This window comes from Microbacterium sp. TWP3-1-2b2, from assembly GCF_049896145.1.
Lineage (GTDB): Bacteria > Actinomycetota > Actinomycetes > Actinomycetales > Microbacteriaceae > Microbacterium.
This window is the reverse complement of record NZ_JAFCTS010000001.1, coordinates 2,200,486-2,226,818: the sequence shown is the minus strand read 5'-3', so window position 1 is coordinate 2,226,818 and position 26,333 is coordinate 2,200,486. Positions and strand designations below refer to the sequence as shown.

At 67.5% G+C, this 26,333-nt stretch carries 21 protein-coding genes; 11 read left to right on the top strand and 10 right to left on the bottom strand.

The genetic code is table 11. The features are described 5' to 3' along the window. Positions 1-28: 28 nt before the first annotated feature. Positions 29-2,173 (top strand): HelD family protein, encoded by a 2,145-nt coding sequence (locus ACP7AR_RS10955; RefSeq protein ID WP_426185614.1) that lies wholly within the window; start codon positions 29-31, stop codon positions 2,171-2,173. Here the strand turns inward: ACP7AR_RS10955 and ACP7AR_RS10950 are convergent. Continuing rightward, complete coding sequence (locus ACP7AR_RS10950) at positions 2,166-3,071, bottom strand: aldose 1-epimerase family protein (RefSeq protein ID WP_426185612.1); 906 nt, start codon at positions 3,069-3,071, stop codon at positions 2,166-2,168. The two genes, ACP7AR_RS10955 and ACP7AR_RS10950, sit on opposite strands and share 8 nt — an antisense overlap. A 243-nt stretch (positions 3,072-3,314) precedes the next feature. On the opposite strand from ACP7AR_RS10950, the gene ACP7AR_RS10945 reads away from it, so the two are divergent. Further along, positions 3,315-5,717: a DEAD/DEAH box helicase gene (locus ACP7AR_RS10945; RefSeq protein ID WP_426185610.1), complete on the top strand. Its 2,403-nt coding sequence runs from the start codon at positions 3,315-3,317 to the stop codon at positions 5,715-5,717. 174 nt (positions 5,718-5,891) lie between these two features. Here the strand turns inward: ACP7AR_RS10945 and ACP7AR_RS10940 are convergent, their stop codons facing one another. The 3 genes from ACP7AR_RS10940 to ACP7AR_RS10930 form a co-directional block, all read right to left on the bottom strand. Beyond that, positions 5,892-6,431 carry a YaeQ family protein gene (locus ACP7AR_RS10940; RefSeq protein ID WP_426187720.1) on the bottom strand — a complete coding sequence of 180 codons (540 nt, stop codon included), beginning with the start codon at positions 6,429-6,431 and terminating at the stop codon, positions 5,892-5,894. A 52-nt stretch (positions 6,432-6,483) separates the two neighbouring features. Continuing rightward, positions 6,484-7,524: an Rv2578c family radical SAM protein gene (locus ACP7AR_RS10935; protein ID WP_426185608.1), complete on the bottom strand. Its 1,041-nt coding sequence runs from the start codon at positions 7,522-7,524 to the stop codon at positions 6,484-6,486. A gap of 75 nt (positions 7,525-7,599) precedes the next feature. Beyond that, positions 7,600-8,619 carry a hydroxyacid dehydrogenase gene (locus ACP7AR_RS10930; protein WP_426185606.1) on the bottom strand — a complete coding sequence of 340 codons (1,020 nt, stop codon included), beginning with the start codon at positions 8,617-8,619 and terminating at the stop codon, positions 7,600-7,602. Positions 8,620-8,727: 108 nt separating this feature from the next. On the opposite strand from ACP7AR_RS10930, the gene ACP7AR_RS10925 reads away from it, so the two are divergent. Both ACP7AR_RS10925 and ACP7AR_RS10920 read left to right on the top strand, forming a co-directional pair. After that, positions 8,728-9,654, top strand: coding sequence for a M15 family metallopeptidase (locus ACP7AR_RS10925; RefSeq protein WP_426185604.1), 927 nt, complete (start codon positions 8,728-8,730; stop codon positions 9,652-9,654). Positions 9,655-9,795: 141 nt separating this feature from the next. Next, positions 9,796-10,959 carry an acyl-CoA dehydrogenase family protein gene (locus tag ACP7AR_RS10920; RefSeq protein ID WP_426185602.1) on the top strand — a complete coding sequence of 388 codons (1,164 nt, stop codon included), beginning with the start codon at positions 9,796-9,798 and terminating at the stop codon, positions 10,957-10,959. Between the two features lie 94 nt (positions 10,960-11,053). Here ACP7AR_RS10920 and ACP7AR_RS10915 read toward each other — a convergent pair whose 3' ends face one another. From ACP7AR_RS10915 to ACP7AR_RS10900, 4 genes are all read right to left on the bottom strand, one after another. Further along, positions 11,054-11,929: a siderophore-interacting protein gene (locus ACP7AR_RS10915; RefSeq protein ID WP_426185600.1), complete on the bottom strand. Its 876-nt coding sequence runs from the start codon at positions 11,927-11,929 to the stop codon at positions 11,054-11,056. 10 nt (positions 11,930-11,939) lie between these two features. After that, on the bottom strand, positions 11,940-12,758 hold the full coding sequence (locus ACP7AR_RS10910) for an energy-coupling factor transporter transmembrane component T family protein (protein WP_426185598.1): 819 nt from the start codon (positions 12,756-12,758) through the stop codon (positions 11,940-11,942). Then, positions 12,755-14,476, bottom strand: a complete 1,722-nt coding sequence (locus ACP7AR_RS10905; protein ID WP_426185596.1) for an ABC transporter ATP-binding protein — start codon at positions 14,474-14,476, stop codon at positions 12,755-12,757. The genes ACP7AR_RS10910 and ACP7AR_RS10905 overlap by 4 nt, the downstream gene beginning before the upstream one ends. Before the next feature lie 93 nt (positions 14,477-14,569). Next, positions 14,570-15,112, bottom strand: coding sequence for an ECF transporter S component (locus ACP7AR_RS10900; RefSeq protein ID WP_426185594.1), 543 nt, complete (start codon positions 15,110-15,112; stop codon positions 14,570-14,572). Between the two features lie 169 nt (positions 15,113-15,281). Here ACP7AR_RS10900 and ACP7AR_RS10895 point away from each other — a divergent pair, with 169 nt between their 5' ends. The 7 genes from ACP7AR_RS10895 (at position 15,282) to ACP7AR_RS10865 (ending at position 24,798) form a co-directional block, all read left to right on the top strand. Beyond that, positions 15,282-17,582, top strand: coding sequence for a carbon starvation CstA family protein (locus ACP7AR_RS10895; RefSeq protein ID WP_426185592.1), 2,301 nt, complete (start codon positions 15,282-15,284; stop codon positions 17,580-17,582). 13 nt (positions 17,583-17,595) lie between these two features. Then, on the top strand, positions 17,596-17,832 hold the full coding sequence (locus ACP7AR_RS10890) for a YbdD/YjiX family protein (protein ID WP_426185590.1): 237 nt from the start codon (positions 17,596-17,598) through the stop codon (positions 17,830-17,832). Between the two features lie 32 nt (positions 17,833-17,864). Then, positions 17,865-19,046: a sensor histidine kinase gene (locus ACP7AR_RS10885; RefSeq protein WP_426185588.1), complete on the top strand. Its 1,182-nt coding sequence runs from the start codon at positions 17,865-17,867 to the stop codon at positions 19,044-19,046. Between the two features lie 14 nt (positions 19,047-19,060). Next, on the top strand, positions 19,061-19,777 hold the full coding sequence (locus tag ACP7AR_RS10880; protein ID WP_426185586.1) for a LytR/AlgR family response regulator transcription factor: 717 nt from the start codon (positions 19,061-19,063) through the stop codon (positions 19,775-19,777). Further along, entirely contained in the window at positions 19,774-20,154 is a 381-nt protein-coding gene (locus tag ACP7AR_RS10875) for a heavy metal transporter (RefSeq protein ID WP_426185583.1), read from the top strand. The genes ACP7AR_RS10880 and ACP7AR_RS10875 overlap by 4 nt, the downstream gene beginning before the upstream one ends. After that, positions 20,151-21,608, top strand: a complete 1,458-nt coding sequence (locus ACP7AR_RS10870; RefSeq protein ID WP_426185581.1) for a cation acetate symporter — start codon at positions 20,151-20,153, stop codon at positions 21,606-21,608. The genes ACP7AR_RS10875 and ACP7AR_RS10870 overlap by 4 nt, the downstream gene beginning before the upstream one ends. 250 nt (positions 21,609-21,858) lie before the next feature. Further along, a complete protein-coding gene (locus ACP7AR_RS10865; protein ID WP_426185579.1) occupies positions 21,859-24,798 on the top strand; it encodes a S8 family serine peptidase in 2,940 nt (979 codons plus the stop codon). A gap of 144 nt (positions 24,799-24,942) precedes the next feature. Here ACP7AR_RS10865 and ACP7AR_RS10860 read toward each other — a convergent pair whose 3' ends face one another. Further along, positions 24,943-25,872 carry a pirin family protein gene (locus ACP7AR_RS10860; protein WP_426185577.1) on the bottom strand — a complete coding sequence of 310 codons (930 nt, stop codon included), beginning with the start codon at positions 25,870-25,872 and terminating at the stop codon, positions 24,943-24,945. Next, a complete protein-coding gene (locus ACP7AR_RS10855) occupies positions 25,869-26,195 on the bottom strand; it encodes a GNAT family N-acetyltransferase (RefSeq protein ID WP_426185575.1) in 327 nt (108 codons plus the stop codon). Before ACP7AR_RS10855 ends, ACP7AR_RS10860 begins: the two co-directional genes overlap by 4 nt. Positions 26,196-26,333 lie beyond the last annotated feature (138 nt).

Genomic DNA, 26,333 nt, shown 5'->3' with positions numbered 1-26,333 from the left:
TCAGACCCAGTGCGCAGAGAGAGTGTCAGTGTCCCTGAACGACCTAACCACCCTGCCCGACCAGGACGAGATCGCGAACGAGACAGCAGTAGAACAGGAACAGACCACACTCGATGAGGCGTTCACGCGCCGTGATGAGCTGCTCAGGCAGCTGGATGCCGACCTCGCGATTCCTGCGACGGATGCCGTGCATCACGCGAGAATGCGCATGATGGCGCAGCGGCGCTCGGAACTGACGCACGCCGAGCAGGGGTTGATCTTCGGCCGGCTCGACGCGCTCGACAATTCGGTGAGGCATCTGGGCCGGGTCGGAATTCCCGGTGCAGACCCTGAGGAGGACGAACCGCTGGTGATCGACTGGCGCGCGCCGGCCGCGCGTGCCTTCTACACCGCGACAGCGGTCGACCCCCAGGGACAGGCCAGGCGGCGGCACATCCGCACCAGCGAACGCACAGTGCTGGGCGTAGACGACGAGCCTCTCGATGGTTCGACCGCGAGCGATCTCGTCGGTGAGGGTGCGCTGCTCGCCGCGCTCGGAGAACGCCGAACCGGCCGGATGAGTGCGGCCGCGGCCACCCTGCAGCGTGAGCAGGACGACGTGATCCGCGCGGGCGCCCACGGGCCGCTCGTGGTGCAGGGAGGTCCAGGAACAGGAAAGACGGTGGTGGCGCTTCATCGAGTGGCCTACCTCCTCTTCACGCATTCCCGGCTCGCTGCCCAGGGCGTACTCGTGCTCGGTCCGTCGATGCGTTTTCTGGATTACATCGCGCAAGTGCTGCCCGCCCTCGGCGAAACGGCGATCGTGTCAGCGACCTGCGACACGTTGGTGCCGGGTATCGCTGTGGAGCGAGAGGAGTCGAGGGCGGTCGCCGAGATCAAGGGCCGTGCCCTCTGGCAGCGGGCGATGTCTCAGTACACCGCGTCGCTGGTTCCGAGTCCGAAAGATCTCCGACTGGTGTGGGAGGGCGAAAAGTACGCCCTCGATGCGCACAGGATCGAGAACGCACTCGCCTCCGCGACTTCCGGGCGCTCGTACCATGCAGCTCGCGCAGTCTTTTTCGAACAGGTCCACGACCTGCTCACGGATGCCGTTGTCGAACGCATCGAAGAGGTGCTGGCGCAGATGGAGGACGGTCTGGAGGACATCCTTGCCGGTGTCGATGCCGCGTTGGAGCGCTCCGATGACCGGGCGTCAGCCACCGGCGCCATCGGTGCCGACATCGACGGAGTGCTCTCAGAGGAGGACATCGAGCGGCTGCGTGATCGGATCGCGGTCGACCCCGCAGTGGCTGCCGTGCTCGCGCAGTGGTGGCCGAGCCTGGATGCGACGGCTGAGCTTCGTCGGCTGCTCGGCGACGACGCGTTGCTGCGTCGGTGGGTTCCGGAGCTCACTGACGTCGAACGCGCGTCGATCCTTCGGGAACCGGTCGGATGGGCGAGCAGCGAGATCCCGCTCATCGATGCGCTCGCCGACCTGCTGGGCGATCCTCTGTCCGGCGGCGAGCAGGGCGGGTTCCTCGCCGATCGCGCCGCCGCCAGGCGTGACTGGGTGTACGGCCACGTCGTCATCGATGAGGCGCAGGAGCTGTCGGAGATGCAGTGGCAGATGGTGATGCGTCGTTGCCCTTCTCGGTCGATCACTGCTGTCGGCGACATCGATCAGGCTGAGGCGCCGCATCGGCACACGACCTGGGGGCAGGCGGTCGAAGCGGCGTTCGGCGACAGATGGACCGAGGCTCGATTGACGATCTGCTATCGCACTCCCCGGGAAGTGATGGCGCTCACGTCGCCTGTTCTGCGCAATGCGGGGAGCGAGAACGAGCCGCCTCGTGCAGTCCGGGCGTCGGGAATCGAGCCGTGGGAACGTGAGGTGGAGGAGCGCGACATCGCAGCGGAGGCGGCACGCCTCGTCGAGGAGCTGTCAGCGCGTTGGACAGGCGGAACCGTCGGCATCGTCGCGCCTCAAGAGCGCCTCGCTGCCCTCAGAGCCGCGCTGCCAGGTGAAACGGTGCTCTCGGCCACCGACGCCAAGGGCCTGGAATGGGACGCCACACTGCTCGTGGATGCGTCCGGCATCGCTGCCGAACCTCGTGGCTGGAACGGGCTCTATGTCGCGCTCACACGTTGCACCCAGGAGCTCGGACAGCTGCACGTCGTGCAGCGGGTCAGCTGAGTTCGATGCCCCAGGTGAGGCTCCACGTCTCGCCTGGGGCGAGGCGGCGGATGCCGAGCCCGCTGTTGAGCGCGTCGGCAGGGGCGGTCATGGGTTCGATCGCGACCGCGAGCGGCTGACCCGGGTAGTTCGTGGTGGTGTACACCTGCACGTAGTCGAAGCCCTCGCCCTGCCACAGCGTCACGCGTCGGCCGTCGGGAGCGGTGAGGGTGTGGCGCACGGAGCCGTCCTCATCGCGGTCGAGGTCGGTGAAGCCGGTGTCGAGCGTGATGTCGCCGAGTCGGACTCCTTCGCGCACTGCTGCGGGCGCAGGAGAGGTGCCGGTAGGCAGCATCCGCTCGTCGGTGTCGAACTGCGTCAGGGCCGGAACGGTGAGGACCAGCTCGTGCGGATCGACGTCGCCGATCGTGACGAACGGGTGGGTTCCGAGGGCGGCGGGTGCAGCGGCATCCGATCGGTTGGTCAGCGTGTGCGTGACCTGGATGCCGGCGGCGGTCAGGGCGTAGATGACCGCCGTCTCGATCTCGTACGGGAAGCCGGTCTGCGGGTGGATGGTCGCGCGCAGAGTGGCGGAAGCATCCGTCTGCTCGATCTCGTAGGCGGTGAAGCGCAGCAGTCCATGGCTGGCATTGTGCAGTTTCGGTTCGCTGATCGAGAGCTGCTGCGTCGCGCCGTCGTCGTTCCAGGCGCCGTCACGCACGCGATTCGGCCACGGCGCGAGCACCACACCGGAGCACGACGGCGTCGGGATGTTCTCGGGGTAGCGGGAGATGAGGTCGACGCCGCCGACCGAGAGGCCGCGGAGCGACGCGCCGACCTGGGCGATCTGCGCCGTTATGGCACCGCGCTGAAGATGGATCTGGATGCCGGTGGGGGATTGCGAAGTCACAGTGCTCATAGTACGAGGGCCGTCGCCAGAGGGCTTTCCCAGACGCGTCGGCTAAACTGGAGTAGTCGGCTTCGGGCAGCCGCGCATGGCGCGGGCGTTTTTTGTTGGAAGTGTGAGCCCAGGGGCCGATGGTGAGCGTTGATCAACGCGCATGAACCATCACATGAATGGCCCCCGGCCGACGGATGTCCGGGTTTCCCCGCGCGCGCAGCGCGGTGCTGTTACGTGCACAGAACCCAGAAGGACACACCCATGCCCAAGAACAAGAAGCCCCAGGGCGGCAGGCCCGCCCGCAACTTCGAGCCGCGTTACGGCGCGAACAAGACCTCGTTCCACGACCGTCACGCGGGCCGGCCTGAGGGCGGACGTTCGGATGCCGGCGCACAGCGCCCCTCGTCGAGCCGCTCCTCGTCACCCCGGTCCGCCTCGACGTCGGACCGCGGCTTCGACCGCCGCCCCGGCAGCAAGAGCCCGAGCCACCGCGGACACCGCCCCGCTGAAGCTGAGACAGGCGCGCCGAAGCGTCGCTGGAGCGACCAGGAGCGCGCTGGGCGGGATGAGGCACGCGGCATCCGCAATCGCGCCGAGTCCGGACGACGTGAGACACCGCATCACCAGAGCGAGCGTCCCCGCACCGATGGACGTCGTTTCAACGACGATCGCCCGCGGTTCAACAGCGACCGCGGCGCCGAGCGTCCTCGGTATGACAGCGACCGTCCGCGTCGCGATGACCGCGCGCGCCAGGATGACCGTCCGCGTCGCGATGCCGGTGCGTCGACAGGTTCGCGTTACCAGGGCGACCGTCCGCGGTTCAACAACGACCGCGGCACGGAGCGCCCTCGGTACAACAGCGATCGTCCGACCGAGCGCGGCAATGACCGTCCGCGTTACGACAGCGACCGAGGCGCCGATCGTCCTCGCTACAACGACGACCGTCCGCGTCGCGACGACCGCGCGCGCCAGGACGACCGACCGCGTCGCGATGCCGGTGCGTCGACAGGTTCGCGTTACCAGGGTGATCGTCCGCGGTTCAACAACGACCGCGGCACGGAGCGCCCTCGGTACAACAACGATCGTCCGACTGAGCGCGGCGCAGAGCGTCCTCGCTACAACAACGACCGAGCCGCAGAGCGTCCCCGCTCCAACGACGACCGCCCGCGTCGCGATGACCGCGCATCGCAGGATGGCCGTCCGCGTTACGAGGATCGTCCTCGGGTCAACAGCGAACGCCCGCGTCGGGACGCTTCGGCGGGTTCGACGACCGGATCGCGGTACCAGGGCGACCGCCCCCGCCGCGATGACGCCCGTCGGGACGATCGAGGCCCTCGCCGTGACGACCGTCGCAGCGAGCCGCGTGCGAGCCGGGACGACTGGAACAAGACGTCCGCAACACCGTTCGAGAAGACTGAAGACGTCGTGCACGAGCGGCTCGAGGCGAAGACTGTGGCGGCGCCAGAGGTCGAGGGCGTGACGTTCGCCGATCTCGGCATCGGCTCGAACATCGTCGAGGTGCTGAAGGACCTCGGTGCTTCTTCCCCGTTCGCCATCCAGGCCGCGACGATCCCGTCGATCCTCGAAGGTCGTGACGTGCTCGGACGTGGCCGCACCGGCTCCGGCAAGACCATCGCCTTCGGCGCACCGCTCGTCGAGCGCGTGTTGAAGTCGCAGGCAGGCAAGCGTCGTGAGTACGGACGTTCGCCGCGTGCGATCATCCTCGCACCGACACGTGAGCTCGCGCTGCAGATCGACCGCACCATCCAGCCGATCGCCCGCAGCGTCGGCCTGTTCACCACGCAGATCTACGGTGGTGTCCCGCAGGGGCGCCAGGTCGGCGCGCTGATGAAGGGTGTCGACATCGTGATCGGCACGCCAGGCCGGATCGAGGACCTGATCAAGCAGCGCAAGCTCGACCTCTCCGACTGCCGCATCGCGGTGCTCGATGAGGCCGACCACATGTGCGAGCTCGGTTTCGTCGAGCCGGTGCAGCGCATCCTCCGCCACACACGGGAAGGCAGCCAGAAGCTGCTGTTCTCGGCGACGCTCGACCGCGAGGTCGCTGCCCTCGTCGACGAGTTCCTCGTGGATCCTGCGGTCTACGAAGTCTCCGGCGAAGACCAGGACTCGGGCACGATCGATCACCGCGTGCTCGTGATCGAGCACCGCGACAAGGCCGAGATCCTCACCTCGATGGTCGACCGTGCAGGCAAGACTCTCGTGTTCGCCCGCACCCGTGCGTACGCCGAGACGCTGGCTGAGCAGTTCGACGACGCCGGTATCCCGGCGGCTGCGCTGCACGGTGACCTCAACCAGGCGAAGCGGACGCGCAACCTCGAGCGCATGACCTCGGGTCGCGTGTCGGTTCTGGTCGCCACCGACGTCGCCGCTCGCGGCATCCACGTCGATGACATCGACCTGGTGATCCAGGCGGATGCGCCGGACGAGTACAAGACCTACATGCACCGCTCGGGTCGCACCGGGCGTGCAGGTCGTGCGGGCCGCGTGGTCACGCTCATCACGCGCCAGCGTCAGCGTCGCATGACAGAGCTGTTGGGTCGTGCCGAGATCGATGCGCCGTTCGAGAATGCTCGGATCGGTGACGACATCATCGAGGAGATCACCGGGCGCATGCCCAGCAACGACGAGATCACCGCGTAACAGCGTTCGCAGTTCCTCAGAACCTTGAGGCAGAGGGCCCCGGAGAACACTCCGGGGCCCTTCTGCATCGTCGGAGAGGAGTTGCGAATCGCGTCGCTCGCATGACTCCGGAGATCCTCTGCCGGAGGTCGCCGTTGCCCCCGCGAAATCGCGGGTCGGCGAAAAGCTCCGGAGTTATGCGGCCGAGTGTGCCAGCACAGCGGAGCTGAGGCTGGTGCCGTTCAGATCGAGGTAAAGCTGCTGTTCGGTGACGGTCAGCGTCATGGTGTTGCGTCGTTCGAGCACTGCGGCGGCATCGTCGATGAAGCCAGGGTCGAAGCTGAACACCTGGATGGCCTCAGCGTTGTGGATGCGCTTGCCCGCCCACGGTGCGATGACCTTGGCTGGGTCTCTGTGCGTGTAGACGACAATCCGATCGGCCAGCTTGCTCCCGTAATGGAGCCGTTCGGCGTCTGGCGCCCCGACCTCGATCCACACCGTGATCTTGCCGGTCAGATCGCGCACGAGCACCGCAGGCTCCTCTGTCGATGAGATGCCGGCGCCGAATGTGATGCCCTCGGCGTACTCGAGGCAGTAGGCGAGCGTGCGGGTAAGCATGTAGGCATCCGTCTCAGACGGATGCCGCGCGACACGAAGCGTGAGTTCGTCGTAGACGCCGCGATCCATGTCTGCCAGCTGCACCGTGAAGGTGTGGATCATCGCGCCGATTGCCATAGTCATCGAGCCTACGCGTCGGAGAGACCGTCCTCGTCGCGCCGGCTCGCCCTCAGAACAGCATGGGCGGCGGGGGAGGTGCGATCGTGGCGACGGCAGGACGTCGCGCGAATCGTCGTGGTGGGAGGTCATCGTCAGAGCGTGCGTCGAGCCCGTGCGTACGGATGAGTGGACGTGTCCGCTTCGCGAGCCACTGCCGGTAGGGCTTCGGTGCTTCGGAAGCGGCACCGGGGTAGAGCCCTCGGTACGACGACATGAGCTCTGGATGCTCGCGCTCCAGCCACTGCATGAACCAGGGTTTGACGCCCGCGCGAAGGTGCAGAGCGCCGTAGATGACGTGGTCGGCGCCGGATTCCTCGATGCGCTGCAGTGCGTGATCGATGGCGGCGATCGAGTCGGTGAGGTGCGGAAGGATCGGCATCAGGAAGACTCCGACGCGGAATCCGGCATCCGTCAGTGCACGGACGGTGTCCAGGCGAGCCTGCGTGCTCGGCGTTCCAGGCTCGATCGAATGCTGGAGAGTGTCGTCGTACATCGCGATCGACATCTGTATGTCGATCGGCACGTGCGTGGCAGCATCCACCAGCAATGGGATGTCGCGGCGGATCAGCGTTCCTTTGGTGAGGATCGAGAACGGCGTGCCGGATTCTGCGAGGGTGCGGATGATGCCGGGCATCAACTTGTAGCGTCCCTCCGCACGCTGGTACGGATCGGTGTTCGTGCCCAGCGCGACGCTCTCGTGCTGCCAGCTGCCCTTGCGCAGTTCTTTCGCGAGCACTTCGGCCACGTTCGTCTTCACGACGATCTGCGAATCGAAGTCCCCGCCGCCGTCGAGGTCGAGATATTCGTGCGTGCCGCGGGCGAAGCAGTAGACGCAGGCGTGGCTGCATCCGCGGTACGGGTTGATCGTCCAGCTGAACGGCATCCGCGATCCGGCGGGAACGTGATTCAGCGCTGAGCGCGCCAGCACTTCGTGGAACGTCATCCCCGCGAACTCGGGGGTCGTCACAGAGCGGACGATTCCCGTGCGGTTCTCCATGCCCGGCAGTGCCGCGTCATCCGCGTCGTCGATCGTCTGTCCCTGCCATCGCATGCAGTCATTCGAACAAATACGCGACGTTAAGTCAAGCCTGATTCGAATAAGCGTTCTATCGACCCTGGCCGCGCGTCATCCGATCGGCTCGGGGAATCGGAACGGCTCGCCGGCCACGAACCGGCGCACTTCTTCGAGCGCGTTCTGGCCCATCCGGTGCAATTCGTTCCCCAGAGAGCCGGCGATGTGCGGAGTGAGCACCACGTTCGGCAGCGACCACAGCGCATGGTCATGCGGCAGCGGCTCCGGATCCGTGACGTCGAGGATCGCGCGGATGCGACCCGTGCGCAGCTCCTTGACGAGAGCATCCTGATCGACGACCGCTCCGCGTGCGGTGTTCAGCAGGGTCGCTCCGTCGCGCATGCTCGACAGCATCCGCTCGTCGATCTGTCCCACGGTGGCCGGTATCAGCGGCTGGTGCAGCGAGACGATGTCGCTCTGTGCCATCACCTCGGCGAGCGTGGCATTGCGTACTCCCATTTCTGCGGCGAGCTCCGGTGTCAGCTCAGGGCTGAACGCGACGATGTCGAAGTCGAAGGTGCGCAGACGCGCGATGAGCAGGCGTGCGACCTGCGAGAGGCCGACGATCCCGATCGTGCGGCGATGGTTGCCGATGATCGCGGCCCGAGCTGCGGTGGGCTCGTCTGGCCGGTCGCGGTATCCCCGCGCCGCGGCGAACGAATCCTTGCCGTCGAGCAGGATCATCGCCAGAGCGTACTCGGCCACGGGGATCGCATTGATGGACCGGGCGCTCGCTGCGAGGAGTCCTTGTTCCGCCCACGCTGTCGGCTGGTCGAGACAGGTCGCCGCGACGCCGCCGAGATAGATGAGTCCGCGAAGTCGGGGAGCGTCTTGTGGGGCGAGTCGCGGAGCGCCCCAGCCGCCGATCACGAGCTCGGTTTCCTGCAGCACGTGAGCCGCGCCGTCGAGCTGGGTCACCACCGCCGACGCGTCGATGTCGACGAGGCTGCGCAGCTCGTCGAGCATCGAAGGTGTGAAGATCTCGTCGACGAGGGACGTCGGGTTCATCATGAGTACCGCGGACGGGCGAATGATCGGCTCCCTCTTGACGTTCTCCACGTCTCCAGCGGGCATCGTTGCCGCCTTCGGACGTCACGATCACACGGTATCAACCAACGGAAGTCGCCGTCGCCGAGACGACGACCGGCTGGCGAACGTCGCAGATGACGGCAGAATGGAGATATGAGCGACGCCCACCATCCACGGCACGCGTCGCGCCCGTCGCGTGTGCTGACCGTCGCGCTGCCCGTAGGGCTGGCGGTGACGGCCCTCGGCATGCTGTGGGCGATCTCGGATGTTCCCGCTGCGGACGGACCCGAGCTCCCTCCGATGCCGGTCGTCGCTGCGCAGTTGCCTGGTGTCGATGTCGGCGGTGTCGTCGCGGCCGACCCGTGTGCTGACGCCGTCGTCGCAGATGCGCTCGCGGCAGGTGACGATGAGGCCGCGATCGCCGCATTCGGTGGAGGAGTGGCCTTTCGCGACGCGGTCGTGGCCGGAAATGCTCCGTGCATCTCGTTGAGTGACCCTGGCCGAACCTGGCTGGTCGTGAACAAGGCTCGACCCCTCGAGCCGTTCGATTTCGAACCGTCGTCGCTCTCCGCGGTCGATCTCGCGGCCACGACGCCATCCGATCGGCTGCGCACGGATGCGCGGGATGGTCTGAGCGCGCTCGCGCGAGCTGCCGAAGCATCGGGCTCGGGATCGCTCGGCGTCAACAACGGCTACCGTTCCTATGACCTGCAGGTCTCGACGTATTCCGGCTTCGTGGCGTCCGAGGGCGTCGCCGGTGCGGATCAGGGCTCGGCGCGCGCAGGATTCAGCGAGCATCAGACGGGTTTGGCCGTGGATGTCGTCGCGTGCGACGGCGCGTGCGGTGGCATCGATGCCTTCGGCAGCTCCGCGCAGGCGGCCTGGGTCCAGGAGCACGCATGGGAGTTCGGATTCGTCGTCAGATACGAGAGCGGCGCCAGCGACACGACCGGATACATGCCGGAGCCGTGGCACCTGCGCTTCGTCGGGCCGCAGCTCGCCGCCGCCTATCACGAGGGCGGCTACCAGACGCTCGAGGAGTTCTTCGCACTGCCCGCGGCCCCCGACTACGCGCACTGAGCGAGTTCTGTGGCATCCCACAAACGCGGTACGCAGTCCCACGTCTCGTGGGATGCATTCTCACAACTGGCTGTCACGGCATCCGCTGCGCGCCATAGACTCGCGGGAGCAACGACGCACTGACACGTTCGGGAGGACGGCATGGAACGCGACATCTACGAAGAAGACCACGAGGCATTCCGCGACCTGGTGAAGGACTTCGTCAAGCGCCACGTCAGTAACGAGAGCATCGAGAGGTGGGATGCCGCCGGGGAGATCGACCGCGAGACCATGCTCGCCGCAGGTGAGGCGGGCATCATCGGGCTCTCCGTGCCGGAAGAGTTCGGCGGCGCCGGCATGCTGCAGGACTACCGCTTCCGCACGATCGTGAACGAAGAGGTCATCGGCGCCGGTGCGGGATCCCTCGCGGGGGCCTTCGGCATCCAGGACGACCTCGCCATCCCCTACCTCGTGCACATGGGCATGCAGGCGCAGAAGGAGAAATGGCTGCCCCGGATGGCCACGGGCGAGGTGCTCGGCGCCCTCGCGATGACCGAGCCGGGCGCCGGCAGCGACCTCCGTGGCATCAAGACCACCGCGAAGAAGGTCGATGGCGGCTACATCGTCAACGGCGCGAAGACCTTCATCTCGTCGGGCAAGACCGCCGATATCGTCGTCACGTTCGTCAAGACGGGCGAAGGCAATCGTCCGGATGCCTTCAGCCTCCTCATCCTCGAGAACGGCATGGAGGGCTTCGACCACGGCAAGAAGCTGAACAAGATGGGCTCGCACGGACACGACACCGCCGAGCTCTCGTTCAGCGACGTCTTCGTGCCGGAGGAGAACCTCATCAGCGGCCAGGAGGGCCAGGGCTTCCTTCAACTCATGATGAACCTGCCGCTCGAGCGCCTGTCGATCGGCATCGCCGCGGCTTCCGCATCGCAGGCCGCGTTCAAGTGGACCGTCGCGTACACGAAGGACCGCGAGGCGTTCGGCGAGCGGATCATCGACTTCCAGAACACCCGCTTCAAGCTGGCGGATGTCGCGACCACCGTCGACGTGATGTGGGCGTACCTCGACCGGGCCCTTCTCGCCTACAAGGACAAGAAGCTCACGGGGGAGGAGGCCGCCAAGGTCAAGTTCTGGACGACTGAGCGCGAGTGGGAGATCCTCGACACCTGCGTGCAGTTGCACGGCGGCTACGGCTACATCACCGAGTACCCCATCGCGCGCGCGTTCCTCGACGCCCGCGTGCACCGCATCTACGGCGGCACGAACGAGATCATGCGCGACATCGTGTCGCGTCAGATCGCCGGTAAGCGCTGACACGACACCTGAAACCGTCCGTCCCCGCAGTGGGCCGGGCGGTTTCGTCGTCTCGCCGCGGATGACTTCAGACGCCGTCGGCGACACGCCGCGCTCACACCGCCGGCTCCGCTGCGGCTTCGCGCGCGGTCTTCGAAGCAGGCGATGACGCCCCGATCTTCCAATAGCCGCAGAAGCTCACGCTGTTCTTGTCGATTCCGCGCTCGCCGACCAGCCGCTTGCGTACACCGGATGCGAGCGCCTGTTCGCCGGCCGCATAGGCGTGGAAGGGCTCGGATGGCAGAGCGGAGTCGCGCAGCGCGGCCAGCGCGAGGGTGCCTGGCGCCGAGGAGGGCGTACGGGTGATCCACTCGATCGAGATGCCGGACGGATGCTCGAACTCGAGCGCATCGTCCGCAGACGGCACCTCGATGATCGCCCGGCCTGTCGCGGTGGAAGGCAGTGATGCGCAGATCGAGGCCATGGCGGGCAGCGCCGTCTCATCCCCCACGAGCACGACGCGATCCGTGCCGCGCTCCGGATTGAACGTGAGTCCCTCGTCGATGATCAGCACGTGCTCACCCGGCCGGCAGGTCTCCGCCCAGCGGGACGCCGGTCCTGCCGTCCCCTCGGCGGCCGAGCCGTGCAGCACGAAGTCCACGTCGATCTCGGCGCCCTGGTCGCCGGCCGCCGGCCGATATGCACGCACCGTGTAATTGCGCATGACGGGGCGCTCTCCGTCGGGGATGCGCAGGAACTTCAGATACCCGAACATCTTGTGCGCCTTCGCCGGCACGCGCTCCAGGCCGGCCTCGCCGCCCACCGGGATGAAGAGACGGAACCACTGGTCGTAGCCCATCGGTCGGAATTTCGAGATCTCGCGGCCTCCGAGCGTGACGCGGATCCAGTGCGGCGCGAGGCGCTCTGTGCGCAGCACCTCCAGGTGTACGAGCTCGGTCGTCTCGGGCTTGACCATCTTGCTGAATGCCATCGGATGCCTTTCAGGCAGGTTGCCAGGGGGAGAGAGCGATGAAGACCGCGGCGGATGCTGCGAGCAGCAGAACGATGAACACGACGTCGCGCGTGCGGAACGGCACGAGGTGACGCTCGGTACGGGTGGGGTGTGCGCCGAAGGCGCGGGCATCCATCGCCAGGGCGACGCGTTCGGCGTGCCGGATGGCTCCCGCCAGCAACGGGACGATGTAGCCCCACCCTCGGGCGACGCGTGCGAACGGACCGCGACCGCCATGATGTCCGCGCACCCGATGCGCTGCGCGGATCACGCTGAGCTCGTGACCGAACCGCGGAACGAACCGGAAGGCGGCCAATGCCGTGTAGCCGACGCGGTACGGCACTCGCAGCTGCTGAATGCTCGCACGGACAAGGTCGGGTCCGGTCGTGGTGAGTCCGCCGACAAGGGCCAGCGCGGTGATCGCCCCCAGTCGCAGCGAGGTGGCGAACCCGATCTCCAGCGCTCCGCTGAAGAGTGTCCAGCCGCCGATCTGAAGCAGATGGGCGGTGTCGTCGACGAGTGAGGCATCCACCCACAGCGAGAAGCCGATGCCGATCACGATCACGGCGATCGGCACGATGACGAGCAGAAGCAGCAGGAGCCGCCATGTCAGTCGCGCGCCGACCAGGATCAGGGCATAAGCGAGCGCGAGGAAGGCTGCGGGTGTTGCGAGATCGCGCACGAAGACCAGCATGATCATCGCAGGAGCGACCGCGGCGACCTTTGCCAGCGGGTTCAGCGCGTACAGGAACTCGCGGCGTGAAGCCGTCGCCATCGCTGCGTACGGGTCGACGACAGCGGTGCTCATGACGACACCGCTCCGGCGTGTGCGAGCACGCGCTGCAGTGCGGGCAGCCGCAACCCGGCGGTGGTGAAGAGCTGTTCGTCGCGGAAGAGCTCCTCGGTGCGCCCTGCGGCGTGCACGCGTCCGTCTGCGAGCACCACGGTGTGCGTCGCGCGCTCAGCGACCAGCTGCAGGTCATGTGTGACGATCACGATGGTCGTGCCGTCCCGGCGCAGCGTCTCGAGCAGTGCGAGGAGCTCTGCGGCGCGTGCGCGATCCTGGCCGAAGGTCGGCTCGTCGAGGGCGAGTACACGAGGGCCGGTGATGAGCGCGGTGCCGACCGAGAGCCGTCGCTTCTCGCCGCCGGAGAGGAGGAAGGGGTGCACCTGTGCCTTGTGCTCCAAACCGAACCGGACGAGCATCGCGCGCACACGCTGCTCGATCTCGGCTGCTCCCACGTGGCGCAGGCGCAGCCCGTGCGCCAGTTCATCGAAGACCGTCGGCGCGATGAACTGGTGCTCCGGGTTCTGGAACACGAAGCCGATGCGGGCGGTGAGGTCGCGCGGTGACGCCGTTGCGGGATCCAGCCCGTCGACGTCGACCTGTCGCTTCGGCGGAGGGAACACACCGGCCAGCGCCTGGATGAGTGTGGTTTTCCCTGCCCCGTTCGCTCCGATGACGGCGGTCAGACTGCCGGCTTCGATGTCGAGGTCGATGCCGTGCAGCAGTTCCTGCCGCCCGCGCGTGACGGTGAGGCCGCGGGCGCGGATGAGGGACTGGGCGTCTGCCTGCCCGTACGGATGCAGGGCCGATGCACGGATGTCGGGCGATTTCTCGGCGTTTCGCCCTGCAGGTGTGATCTCTCCCTGCATGTGTGCGCCACCGGCGGGCAGTGCGGCGCCCAATTCCTCGGGCGTCAGCGGGAGCGGCACCTCTTTCTGCAGGATGCCGCGTTCGCGCAGCATCCGCGCCGCCAGGGTCGCGGCGGGCAGCCACACGCCCATGGCGACGAGCTCTTCCGTGTGTCCGCGAAGGATCTCGTCGACCGGGCCGTCGAACGCCACAGTACCTGCCTGATCGAGCACGATCGTGCGCGTCACGAAACGCATGGCGGCGTCGAGGTTGTGCTCGACGAGCAGGATCGAACGGTCACCGGCGGCCACGACATCGCCGAGGGCGGCGTAGACGTCGTCGATGCCCTGCGGGTCGAGGTTGGCTGTGGGCTCATCGAGCACCAGCAGAGGCGAGCCCATGGCGAGGGCGCACGCGATCGCCAGGCGCTGGCGTCCGCCGCCGGAGAGGCGATCCGGGTTCTCATCGCGACGCTGCCAGAGGCCGACGCGGTGCAGCGCATCCTCCGTGCGCTCGCGCACCTCATCCAGCGGCAGCAGCAGGTTCTCCGGGCCGAAGGCCACCTCGTCGTAAACGGTGCCGGTGACGATCTGGGCGTCGGGGTCCTGGAAGACCATGGCGACGTGGGTGCTGAGCGTGGCCGTGTCGGAATGCGCGGTGTCGATCCCGCCCGCTTCGACGGTGCCCGTCATGGTCGCGGGCAGGGCATGCGGGATCAGTCCGTTCAGCGCGAGCGTGAGCGTCGACTTTCCTGAACCGGAGGGGCCGAGCAGCAGGACGACCTCACCCGGTGCGATGTCGAAGGTCACGTCGCGCGGCGATGGGCGCACGGCATCGGCGTGGGTGAGAGTGAGCTCACGCACGCGGAGAAGGGGCGCGGATGAGCGCACGGCGGAACCCCGGGATCGGTGGAACGTACCCCACCAACTTAGCTGAGCCTTACCTGATCCGCCATCGGCGGATCAGTGCCAGATGCGTCTGGTTCAACGACGCGCGACGCCCGCCCGGCTGAGGGCCGATCCGATCGCGAGACCGAGCGCGGTCCAGGCGATCGGGCCGAGCAGCGACAGGGCGAGATAAGCGATCTGGGCCCACGGCGGCAGTGATCCCAGATGCGCGACGAAGAACACGACGACCGCGACGATCGCTCCGATCACCGCCGCCGAGATGAAGAAGCGCCACGCGCCCCAGGCCCGGTAGCGGGTGAGCGCGGCGACGCCCTCCTGGATCGCGCCGAACAGCAGGGCGGTGCCGATGAAGCGCAGTGCCCAGGCCGGGTTGAAGGCGCTGGAGACGAGCGCGGCGATCACGTGGGTGATGAGGGCGACGAGCGGCTGTCGCAGAACCTCCTGCGCGATGATCCCCGGGAGGACATGGGCACCGAGCAGCAGGCCGTACGCGTACGGCGCGGTGAACAGCACGAACGGCGTCAGCACCCCTGCGATCCCGCCGACGATCCCGGTCGCGACGCCGATGGCCGCGCACACCAGCAGCACTCTGGTCGACAGGAGAGGGGTTCGCGCCACGTCCTCAGCCTACTTGCGCCGAAGCGCCATCGGCCGTGCGGCTCCGCACCAGGCACCGCTCGTCGCCTCGACTGCGCCGCTCGTCGCATCCGGCCTGGAAACGATCCGAACGGCGGATGCTGCACCCATAGCGTGGGGAAACGCAATGACGCGCACACAAGGAGCAGCCATGTCATCACCTTCGTCGCGCCGCCCTGCGAACACCGCAGGCAGCAGCGCCCTCGCCTCCGATGAGCCAGAGCTCATCCAGGACCCCGACCTTCCACCGGTGGCGCTCTCGGACGAGCAGCACGCCAAGGCCGGCCGTTGGTCGTGGCCCAAGATCGTCCTCTGGGTGGCCATCGCGCTGCTCGGCGGCATCGCCTGGACCATGCTCGCGATCGTCAGGGGCGAGACGGTCAATGCGATCTGGTTCGTGTTCGCCGCGGTCTGCACCTACCTGATCGGCTACCGCTTCTACTCCAAGGTCATCGAGCGCTACATCACGCGCCCTGACGACCGGCGTGCGACGCCCGCCGAGGTCAAGCAGGACGGCAAGGACTACGTCCCCACCGACCGTCGCGTGCTGTACGGACACCACTTCGCAGCGATCGCCGGTGCCGGCCCGCTGGTGGGTCCGGTGCTGGCAGCCCAGATGGGCTACCTGCCAGGGACGATCTGGATCATCGTCGGGGTCGTGCTCGCGGGCGCAGTCCAGGACTACCTCGTGCTCTTCTTCTCGATGCGCCGCGGCGGTCGCACGATCGGCCAGATGGCGCGTCAGGAGCTCGGAAAGATCGGCGGCACGGCGGCGATCATCGCCGCTCTGCTCATCATGATCATCATCGTCGCGATCCTCGCGCTCGTCGTGGTGAACGCGCTCGGCGAGAGCCCGTGGGGCGTCTTCTCGGTCGGCATGACCATCCCGATCGCGCTCTTCATGGGCGTCTACCTCCGGTTCCTCCGCCCCGGCAAGGTCACCGAGGTCTCGATCATCGGCTTCGTGCTGCTGATGGCGGCGATCATCGGCGGCGGCTGGGTCTCCGGCACCGAGTGGGGTCAGGCGATCTTCCACCTCGACACGACGACCATCGCGTGGGGCATCATCATCTACGGCTTCATCGCCGCGATCCTTCCGGTCTGGCTGCTGCTCGCTCCGCGCGACTACCTGTCGACCTTCATGAAGATCGGTGTGATCGTCATGCTCGCCGGTGCCATCGTTCTGGTGCGCCCCGAGATCACAGTCCCTGCCCTCACGGTCTTCGGCGAGAACGGCCTCGGGCCGGTGTTCTCCGGCGCACTGTTCCCGTTCCTGTTCGTGACGATCGCCTGCGGAGCGCTGTCGGGGTTCCACGCGCTGATCGCCTCCGGCACGACGCCCAAGCTCATCGAGAAGGAGCGGCAGACCCGCTTCATCGGTTACGGCGGCATGCTCATGGAGTCGTTCGTCGCGATCATGGCGCTGGTCGCAGCGATCTCGATCGATCAGGGCATCTACTTCGCGATGAACTCGCCGGCGGCCCTCACGCAGGGCACGGTCGAGGGGGCTGTCGCCTTCGTGAACTCCCTCGGCCTGACGGGGGTCAACCTCACACCGGAGATGCTCACCCAGACTGCTGCGGACGTCGGTGAGGAATCGATCGTCTCGCGCACAGGCGGCGCGCCGACGCTCGCGCTCGGTCTCGCGCACATCATGCAGCAGGCGCTCGGCGGCCAGGCTCTCATGGCGTTCTGGTACCACTTCGCGATCATGTTCGAGGCGCTGTTCATCCTCACCGCGGTCGACGCAGGCACTCGCGTCGCCCGCTTCATGCTCCAGGACACGATCGGCGCATGGCTGCCCAAATTCCGGGACGTGTCCTGGCGTCCTGGCGTGTGGATCACGACCGCCATCATGGTCGCGGGCTGGGGGTACATCCTCATCCTCGGAGTGACCGATCCGCTCGGCGGCATCAACACGTTCTTCCCGCTGTTCGGCATCGCCAACCAGCTGCTCGCCGCGATCGCGCTCGCCGTGGTGCTGGCGATCGTCGCCAAGCGGGGCAAGAGCTACGTGAAGTGGCTGTGGATCGTGGCATTGCCACTGGCGTTCACCGCGGTGATCACCATCAGTGCTTCGTTGTACAAGATCTTCTCTCCAGTGCCGGGGATCGGGTACTGGGCGAATCACTTCAAGTACCGTGCAGCGCAGGAATCGGGCGATGCGAGCCTCGGCGACGCGGCGACGGTCGACGCGGTCATCCGCAACACCGCAGTGCAGGGCACGCTGTCGATCATCTTCGTCGTCCTCGCGATCGTCGTGATGGTCATGGCGGTCATCGTGGCGATCAAGGCGCTGCGCAACGGCGGCGGGGAGAACACAGAGGACGCGGCCGTCGTCTCGCGCCGGTATGCCCCGGCCGGGTTCCTGCCGACAGCCGACGAGCGCGAGCTCGAGAAGCAGTGGGAGCCGATCGTGAACGAAGAGCTCCGCGCACGGGCCCACCGTTGAAAGAGCTGACGTCATGACACACCAGATGGATGCCGCAGCCGGTCCGCTGCGCACGCTCGCCGCGTTCGTCGCGCGCTCCGGCCGCGGCATCCGCTGGTACATGAGGAACCTGATGGGCGACAGCGCGTACGAGACGTATCTCGCGCATCACGGGCGCCGGCATCCGGATGTGACGCCCATGACCGAGCGCGAGTTCTGGCGTGATCGCATGGACGAGCAGGACCGCAACCCCGGTGCCCGCTGCTGCTGAGCGTGAGTTGCGGGCAGTCCTAGGCTGATGCCATGACCGGATCCGTGGTGCTCGCCGCCGCGTTCGGCGTGATCGCGGGCGTCGTGCTCACGCTGCTGCTGCTGCTCGCGCGACGCCTCGCACGCGGCAACGCCGATCTCGGCAGCGCGGCCGAGCAGGCCTCGTACGGTGCGATGCACCAGGCGAGCCTTGCGGCGCGGCACTTGCGCGCTGGACTGAGCTCGCCGGACGTCGTCCGCGCTGCCAGGCACTTCCGCACGCTTCTCGGCGGCACCGCCGTCGCGATCGTCGGCGCCGACGGCGCGGTCGCGATCGACGGTTCAGCTGATGCGCTGGAGGGCTCGGCGCTGCGTATAGCCCAGCGGGTGCAGGATTCCGGACGCAGGCAGGTGTTCCCGCATCCGGAAGGCGAGGAGCTCGAGGCAGTCGGCGCGCCGATTGTCGTCGACGGTCAGGTGGCCGGCGTGGTCGTGGCGTTCGCGGCCCCCGTGCGCGCCGCGCTCGTGCGTGCCACCGGTGAGGTCGCGGACTGGTGCGCGGCCCAGGTGGAGTTGGGGGGATTGGATGCGTCGCGCACGGCGCTCGCCGAAGCCGAACTGCGTTCGCTCCGCGCCCAGATCTCACCGCACTTCATCTACAACGCGCTGACGGCGGTGGCATCATTCATCCACGCCGACCCGGAGCGCGCCAGAGAACTCGTGCTCGAGTTCGCCGATTTCACGCGGTACTCGTTCCGTCGTCAGGGCGAGTTCACGACGCTCGCGGAAGAGCTGCGAAGCATCCACTCCTACCTCACGCTGGAGCGAGCGCGCTTCGGCGACCGGCTGGACGTGACGCTGAGGATCGCGCCTGAGGCTCTGGCGACCGTCATCCCGTTCCTGTCGGTGCAGCCGCTCGTCGAGAACGCGGTGCGACACGGACTCGAGCCCGGCGAGGGCGGTGGCACGATCCGGATCGAAGCGCTCGATGACGGCACGCACACCGAGATCACCGTCGAGGACGACGGGGTCGGGATGGACCCTGACACGCTGCGCACGCTGCTGACGGCTGCGGACGACGGTGCCCACGTCGGACTGCGCAACGTCGACACGCGACTCCGGCAGATGTACGGACGCGAGGGCGGACTGGTCGTGGAGACGAATCCCGGCGAAGGTACGCTGGTGCGGATGCGCATCCCGAAGTCGCAGCCTCTGCACGATCCGGGGCGGGACTGAGCGGGAGGGATTCCATGATCGATGTTCTCGTCGCCGACGACGAGCACCCCGCTCTGGACGAGCTGGCGCATCTGCTGCGCCGAGACGACCGCATCGGCGAGATTCACACGGCGAGCTCCGGCGCACAGGCTCTGCGGATGCTGTCGGCGCGAGCCGTGACGATCGCGTTCCTCGACATCCACATGCCGGGGCTGTCTGGCATGGACCTGGCGCGCTCGCTCGGTTCGCTGGCCGAACCGCCAGCCGTCGTGTTCGTGACGGCCGACGACACGCGCGCGGTCGATGCATTCGAGGTGCGCGCCGCGGACTACCTGCTCAAGCCGGTCCGCGTCGACCGACTGCGCCGTGCCGTGGATCGTGTTCTCGAACTGGGCGGAACGACAGCGCCCTCGGACGACGAGGTTCTCTCGGTGACAGTCGGCTCCAGCGTGCGCTTCGTGCACCGCAGCGACGTGCGATGGGTGCAGGCGCAGGGCGACTACTCGCGACTGCACACCGCGGACGGCATGGGGCAACTCGTTCGCATCCCGATATCGGAATTGGAACAACGATGGGCGGATGCCGGATTCGTCCGCGTCCATCGCTCGTATCTGGCGGCCGTGGCGGCGATCGAGGAGGCGCGGCTGTCCGGCGGAGATCCCTCGGTGGCGGTGGGATCAGTGGTGCTTCCGGTGAGCAGGCGGCTGCTGCCCGCTGTGCGCGAGGCACTCGTGCGCGGAGCGTCGCGGTGACCGAGCAGCCCCCACCCCGTCGAGTTCGTGTCACCGCGGATGACCGCCGCGTACCTGACTCCGAACACACCCGCGGGATCGCGCTGCCCGGTGCCCCGTCGGATGAGGCGGATGCCGTGTACGCTCGCGCCCTGCGGAGAAGTCAGCTGCGGCTCGCGCTCGGTACGGTCGCCGGTTTCGTCGTGGTCGCGGCCGCGCTGACGCTGCTGATCTCGCTCGTCCCCGAGATCGATCGGCTCATGATCGCGGGGCTGCCGCTGTCGTGGATCCTGCACGCTTTCGCGTTCTACCCGATCATCATCGTCTTCGCTCTGCTGTACGCACGCGGTGCCGCACGGAACGAGCGGGCGTATCGCGCGCTGAGGGAGCGCGGATGAATCCTGTGTTCGACCTCCTCGGCATCGCGCTCGTCGTGGTGGCGACGCTGCTCATCGGCGTCTACGGGTTGAGGGTGTCCCGCACGACAGGCGACTTCTTCGTGGCGTCGCGCACCGTGCGCCCGGTGTGGAACGCCTCCGCGATCAGCGGAGAGTACCTCTCGGCCGGGACGTTCCTCGGACTGTCCGGGCTCGTTCTGCTGGAAGGCGCACGCGGCTTCTGGTTCCCGATCGGCTACGCCGCGGGCTATCTGCTGGTGCTCGTCTTCGTGGCGGCGCCGCTGCGGCGAAGCGGCGCGTACACGATCCCCGATTTCATCGAGGCGCGACTGGAATCGGTCAAGGCACGACGGGTGACGAGCGTCGCGGTGCTGGTGATCGGCTGGCTGTACATCGTGCCCCAGCTGCACGGCGCCGGCATCACGCTGACGGTCGTTGCGGGCCTGCCGCAGTGGATAGGAGAGGCGGCCATCGCGGTGCTGGTCGCCGCGTCCGTCGCGGCCGGAGGCATGCGGGCGATCACCTACGTACAGGCGTTCCAGTACTGGCTGAAGCTGTTCGCGCTGCTGGTACCGCTGTTCTGCATCGCGTTCGCGCTGACGGGCGGGCCGCACGAGATCGACCCGGTCGCGATCTTCCCGGCATCCGCAGGGCCGGCGGGATTCGATGCCTACGAGACGGCTTCGCTCATGGTGGCGCTGCTGCTGGGCACGATGGGGCTGCCGCACGTGCTGGTGAGGTTCTACACGAGTCCGACCGGCGTCTCCGCCAGACACACGACGGTGCTGGTGATCGTGATGGTGAGCGCGTTCTACGCCGTCTCCAGCGGGATGGGGCTGCTCGCCCGTATCGTCGCTCCTGATCTCGCGGCACCGGGGGTGGCGGACACCGTGGCTCTCGTGCTGCCGTCGAGGGTGTTTCCCGGGCTGTTCGGCGAACTGCTGACCGCGCTGATCGTCGCCGGTGCATTCGCGGCGTTCCTGGCGACCTCCGCCGGTCTCGTGGTGTCGTTGGCGGGTGTCGTGAGCCAGGACGTCTTCTCGGGATCAGTGCGATCGTTCCGACTTTCCGCAGTGCTGTGCACCGCGGTACCTCTCGTTGTGGCGCTGCTGACGGCGCCGGAGGGTCTCGGCTCCAGCGTCGGAATGGTGTTCGTCTTCGCGGCATCCATGCTGTCTCCGGTCGTCCTGCTCGGCGTGTGGTGGCGGGGCCTCACGGCCCGAGGCGCGGTCGCCGGAATGATCACGGGCGGGGCGTCCTGCGCGCTGTCGCTGCTGGTGCACACGGCGGTCGGGGGGATCGGCGCCGCAGCACCGTTCCTCGCGCATCCGGCAGCGTGGACGGTCCCGCTCGCCACCGCCGTCACGGTCGGAGTCTCATTCATGGACACCCGCGGAGCGCCGCTGCGGGCCGAGCGGTATCTCGGCCGACTGCACACGCCTGAGCGTGCGTGAGCGTTCGCCAAACGTCTCCATCTCGTTGTCCCGACCTCTCCATTGGTCGTAGATCGCTCACCACATCGACGTCTGGTGCCGTGCGCGACGCCGCGCTAGGTTGATCGACTGTGCGGCAGTGCAGCCGCAGCTCACCAACCATCGGAGAGAACAAATGGGTCGATCACCCTTCCGATTGGCGATGGCCGTCACAGTGGCCGCAGTCGTCATCGGATCCTCGGCAACCGCCAGTTTCGCAAGCGTCGAGGGGGTGACACATCCCGCACCAGTGGAGGGCACTCCAGGGCATTACATCGTCATGATGAAGGCCGATCCGCTCGCCACGTATGAAGGAGACACGAAGGGGCTGCGCGGCACCAAGCCGAAGCCGGGCAACCAGCTCGACGCCCACTCGTCGGACTCGCAGAAGTACATCGCGCACCTGGAGAACGAGCAGCGCAAGCTCGCGCAGGCGGGTGGGATCACCCCGGATGCCACGTATCAGGTGACGGTCAACGGCTTCAGCGCCGACCTCACGGGTGACCAGGTCGACGCACTGCGCGCCTCGAAGGACGTGCTCGGGGTGTTCCCCGATGAGATCCGGCACCCGGATGCGCAGTCCTCCACCGACTTCCTCGGCCTGGGCGATGATGCCGAAGGCACGGGAGGCGTCTGGGAGGAGACCGGCGGCGTCGAGCACGCGGGCGAAGGTGTCGTCGTCGGTGTGATCGACACCGGCATCGCGCCGGAGCACCCGTCGTTCGCGGGCAGCAAGCTCAAGAAGCAGAAGCAGAGCGGCTCCGATGCGTACAGCGACGGGTCGTACGTGTACTTCGACAAGTCCGACGGCGGCCAGTTCCGCGGTGCGATCGTGAAGGGCCAGGACTGGGACAAGCACGACTACTCCACCAAGCTGATCGGCGGACAGTATTTCGCCGCCGGCGCCACTGCGGCCGGGTTCGACTTCCAGTACGACTACCTGTCCCCGCGTGACGGAGACGGCCATGGCTCGCACACCGCCAGTACGGCGGCAGGCGACTTCGGGGTCGAAGCCGCGGTGGAGGGTGTCGGCCTCGGCACGATCTCCGGTGTGGCACCGGCGGCGAAGGTCGCGGCCTACAAGGCCTGCTACGTCGGCCCTGACCCTCTGGTCACAGACGATGACATCTGCGCGCTCAGCGACCTCATCTCCGCGATCGATCAGGCAGTCGCCGATGGCGTCGACGTGATCAACTACTCGATCGGCGGTGGTGCCGCCACAACAGTGCTCGCGCCGGACGACGTCGCGTTCCTGAACGCCGCTGCCGCGGGCGTGTTCGTCGCTGTCAGTGCGGGCAACGACGGACCCGATGCCGTCACCACCGACCACGCATCTCCCTGGTACACCTCGGTCGCAGCATCCACGATCCCGACCTGGGAGGGCACGGTCGTCTTCGATGGGTTCGCCCGGGCCGGCGCATCCGTCTCGGTCCCATTCGGGGAGACCGTCACGGGCCCGTCGATCTACGCCGCCGATGCGGCGCTCGCGGGTGCGGTCGACCCTCGTCTGTGCCTACCTGGCACGCTCGACCCCGCGAAGGTCTCAGGGCACATCGTCGTCTGCGACCGCGGCAGCAACGCGCGCGCGGAGAAGTCGCAGGTCGTGAAGGACGCGGGCGGCACGGGAATGGTGCTCGTGAACGTTCCTGGCGAGGCCGACTCGCTCGACAACGACTTCCACGTGATCCCGACGGTGCACCTCGCATCCGCGCATCGCGAAGCGGTTCTGGCTTATGTCCAGGGCGGCGTCGACCGGTCGATCTCGCTGATCGGCGAGAACACGACGGACGAGGTCACTCCCGTGCCTCAGATCGCCGGATTCTCCAGCCGCGGGCCGGTGCACGCCGACGGCAGCGACGTGATGAAGCCGGATGTCGCGGCTCCCGGTGTGGCGATCCTCGCCGCGACGAACAGCGGCAGCAAGGACGCGCCGACCTTCGGCATCCTCTCGGGCACCTCGATGGCGTCACCGCACATCGCCGGTCTCGGTGCGCTGTACCTCGGCGAGCGTCCGAACGCGACGCCGGCCGAGGTGAAGTCGGCGATGATGACCACCGCCTACGACACCGTGAACGCCGATGGAACACCGAGCACCGACCCGTTCGCGCAGGGCGCGGGACAGGTCGATCCGACGCGCTTCTTCGAACCAGGGATGCTGTATCTGAACGACGTCGCGGATTGGGCGGCTTTCATCGAAGGCAAGGGGCTGGCGCAGTTCGACGGCGTCGAGCCGATCGACGGCAGCGACCTCAACCTCGCATCGATCTCGATCGGAACCCTCGCCAGCGCGCAGACGATCACCCGTACGGTGACCTCGACGGAGGCCGGCACGTTCACCGCGAGCGTCGATGTGCCGGGGGTGAGCGCGACCGTCGAACCGTCGACGCTGAGCTTCGGCGCGGCAGGCGAGACGGCGACGTACACCGTCACCTTCGACAACGAGAGTGCTCCGGTCGAGCAGTGGGCGACGGGATCGCTCACCTGGTCGAGTGAGAAGAACACGGTGCGCACGCCGATCGCGATCTTCCCCGTGACGGCGGATGCTCCGGCCGAGGTGACCGGAACCGGTGTGGACGGTAGCACCTCCGTCGAGATCACACCGGGGCTGGACGGCGATCTGTCGCTCAACCTCGCCGGACTCACACCTTTCCAGCTGCTCACCGATCCCGCCCATCCCGTCGAGGGGCACTCGGGCGACGAGAGCTCGGGAGACGCGAACAAGGACGTCTCGTGGGTCGTCGACGTTCCGGAGGGCACCACGCTGTCGAGGTTCGATCTCGACTCGTCGGATGATGAGGGAAGTGACCTCGATCTGACGGTGTACCGCGTGGTCGCACCTGATGATCTGCGTTACTACCAGGTGTGGCAGTCGGCGACGGCGTCGGCTGACGAGCAGGTGACGCTCCCGACCCCGACGGCCGGCACATACCTGATCGTCGCGAACGTGTACTCGACGACCGGGCCGATGACGTGGGACATGACCTACGCCAACGCGGCACCGGGCGGAGAGGGCGCGCTCACCGCGACGCCGAACCCGCTCCCGGTGACGCAGGGCCAGGCGACGAGCTACGAGCTCAGCTGGAGTGGCCTCGCGGCCGACACGAAGTACCTCGGTGTCGTGCAGTACGGCGACTCGGACGTGCGGACGATCGTCTCGGTCGACACGAAGTAGCACCACTGGAGAGGCGCCGCGCGCTCAGGTGCGGGGCGCCTCATCCTGCGCACGGATGCAGGGCCGATGCACGGATGCAGGGCGAAACCACGGTGTGTCGCCCTGCATCCGTGATATCGCCCTGCATCTGTGCCGGGCGTCCGGTCAGATCTGCCGTCGCCGCGGCTTCAACGTCACGTTCGGGAGCTCCGGAGCGGGGATCCGCTCTGCGCCGTGGGTCACGACATGACCGAAGCGTGCGGCGGCAGCATCCGGCGTCTCCCAGTCGGCGCGCGCCTTCGCGATCTCGTCGTGCGTGCGGCCGGCGAAGTTCCACCACATCACCAGGTCCTCCTCGAACGGCTCTCCGCCGAGGACGAAGAGCAGCGCGCCATCGGTGCTCGACACGGAAACCTGCGAGCGTGAGTCGCCGAGATAGAGCATCTCGTCGCGAACCAGCCGACGATCGTCGATCGCCACGTCGCCCTCGACCAGGATGATCGCGTACTCCCATGCCTCATCGAGCGGCAGCGCGACGCGGCTCCCTGGCTGCAGCGCGATCTCCGCCCCGACGATCGGCGTGTGCACTGTCGCAGGCGAGCGGATGCCGGCGAAATCGCCGAGCACGACGGTCGCCGCGGCATCGGAACCCGAGGCTGCAGGCAGGGCCACCGTGGGAAGCGATGTGTGCTGCTCGAACCCACCCGCGCCATGCCTGGCGGACTCCGGCAGCACGACCCAGAGCTGAAGCGCGTCGAGCGGGATCGGCTCTTCGCCGAGCGAGTACTCGGAGTGCGAGATGCCGTTTCCGGCTGTCATGAGGTTCAGCTGTCCGCGCTTCAGCGTCACGTCGCTGTCGAGCGAGTCACGGTGGCGCATATCCCCGACGAGCGGCCAGGTGACCGTCTGCAGCCCGATGTGGGGGTGCGGCTCGACGCGCATCCTGACCGGTCCTGGTCCGAAGCGGTCGAGGAAGCACCAGGCTCCGACCGTCGGCAGGTCGCGGTTCGGCAATGTGCGCAGCACGTTCATGCCGCGCACTCCGCCGAGCGGCACCTCTCGCGGTTCGAGCGAGATCGTGCGCTGACCGATCATGCGCCTGTGGCGTCCGCCGGGTCGGTCGGAAGCTGCGGCCAGCGGATCTCCGCGCCGTCGACGTCGTGGGTCTTCAGGTACTTGGCGATGTACGGGCAGTACGGCACGATCGTGTCGCCGGATGCCGTGGCATCCGCCAGCGCCTCTGCAGCGAGGATGCTCGCCAGGCCCTTGCCCTGGAACGCCGGATCGACCTCGGTGTGGACGAAGAGGATCTCTCCCGGGCGCCGATTGAACTTCGCGAATCCGGCGAGAGTGTCGCCGACGCGGATCTCGTAGCGAGAGGCGTCGTCGTTGCGGGTGACAGTGGTGTCGTCGGTCATTGGCTGCTCCTTCGCGTCGCCTCCCAACCTACGCTGTCGGGCGGTGCCCGGCGCGGCATCGGGTCGGCGGGGGATCTTCGCATCTGAGACCTGCGGCGAACGTGCGAAAAACTCCCATCGTCCGTGGGTACGGCCGCA

Bases quoted from the DNA above. Each gene is read 5' to 3' on its own strand.
- ACP7AR_RS10950 (WP_426185612.1), bottom strand. From the start codon at position 3,071: ATGAGCACTGTGACTTCGCAATCCCCCACCGGCATCCAGATCCATCTT.
- ACP7AR_RS10945 (WP_426185610.1), top strand. From the start codon at position 3,315: ATGCCCAAGAACAAGAAGCCCCAGGGCGGCAGGCCCGCCCGCAACTTC.
- ACP7AR_RS10940 (WP_426187720.1), bottom strand. From the start codon at position 6,431: ATGGCAATCGGCGCGATGATCCACACCTTCACGGTGCAGCTGGCAGAC.
- ACP7AR_RS10935 (WP_426185608.1), bottom strand. From the start codon at position 7,524: ATGCGATGGCAGGGACAGACGATCGACGACGCGGATGACGCGGCACTG.
- ACP7AR_RS10930 (WP_426185606.1), bottom strand. From the start codon at position 8,619: ATGCCCGCTGGAGACGTGGAGAACGTCAAGAGGGAGCCGATCATTCGC.
- ACP7AR_RS10925 (WP_426185604.1), top strand. From the start codon at position 8,728: ATGAGCGACGCCCACCATCCACGGCACGCGTCGCGCCCGTCGCGTGTG.
- ACP7AR_RS10920 (WP_426185602.1), top strand. From the start codon at position 9,796: ATGGAACGCGACATCTACGAAGAAGACCACGAGGCATTCCGCGACCTG.
- ACP7AR_RS10915 (WP_426185600.1), bottom strand. From the start codon at position 11,929: ATGGCATTCAGCAAGATGGTCAAGCCCGAGACGACCGAGCTCGTACAC.
- ACP7AR_RS10910 (WP_426185598.1), bottom strand. From the start codon at position 12,758: ATGAGCACCGCTGTCGTCGACCCGTACGCAGCGATGGCGACGGCTTCA.
- ACP7AR_RS10895 (WP_426185592.1), top strand. From the start codon at position 15,282: ATGTCATCACCTTCGTCGCGCCGCCCTGCGAACACCGCAGGCAGCAGC.
- ACP7AR_RS10890 (WP_426185590.1), top strand. From the start codon at position 17,596: ATGACACACCAGATGGATGCCGCAGCCGGTCCGCTGCGCACGCTCGCC.
- ACP7AR_RS10885 (WP_426185588.1), top strand. From the start codon at position 17,865: ATGACCGGATCCGTGGTGCTCGCCGCCGCGTTCGGCGTGATCGCGGGC.
- ACP7AR_RS10880 (WP_426185586.1), top strand. From the start codon at position 19,061: ATGATCGATGTTCTCGTCGCCGACGACGAGCACCCCGCTCTGGACGAG.
- ACP7AR_RS10870 (WP_426185581.1), top strand. From the start codon at position 20,151: ATGAATCCTGTGTTCGACCTCCTCGGCATCGCGCTCGTCGTGGTGGCG.
- ACP7AR_RS10860 (WP_426185577.1), bottom strand. From the start codon at position 25,872: ATGATCGGTCAGCGCACGATCTCGCTCGAACCGCGAGAGGTGCCGCTC.
- ACP7AR_RS10855 (WP_426185575.1), bottom strand. From the start codon at position 26,195: ATGACCGACGACACCACTGTCACCCGCAACGACGACGCCTCTCGCTAC.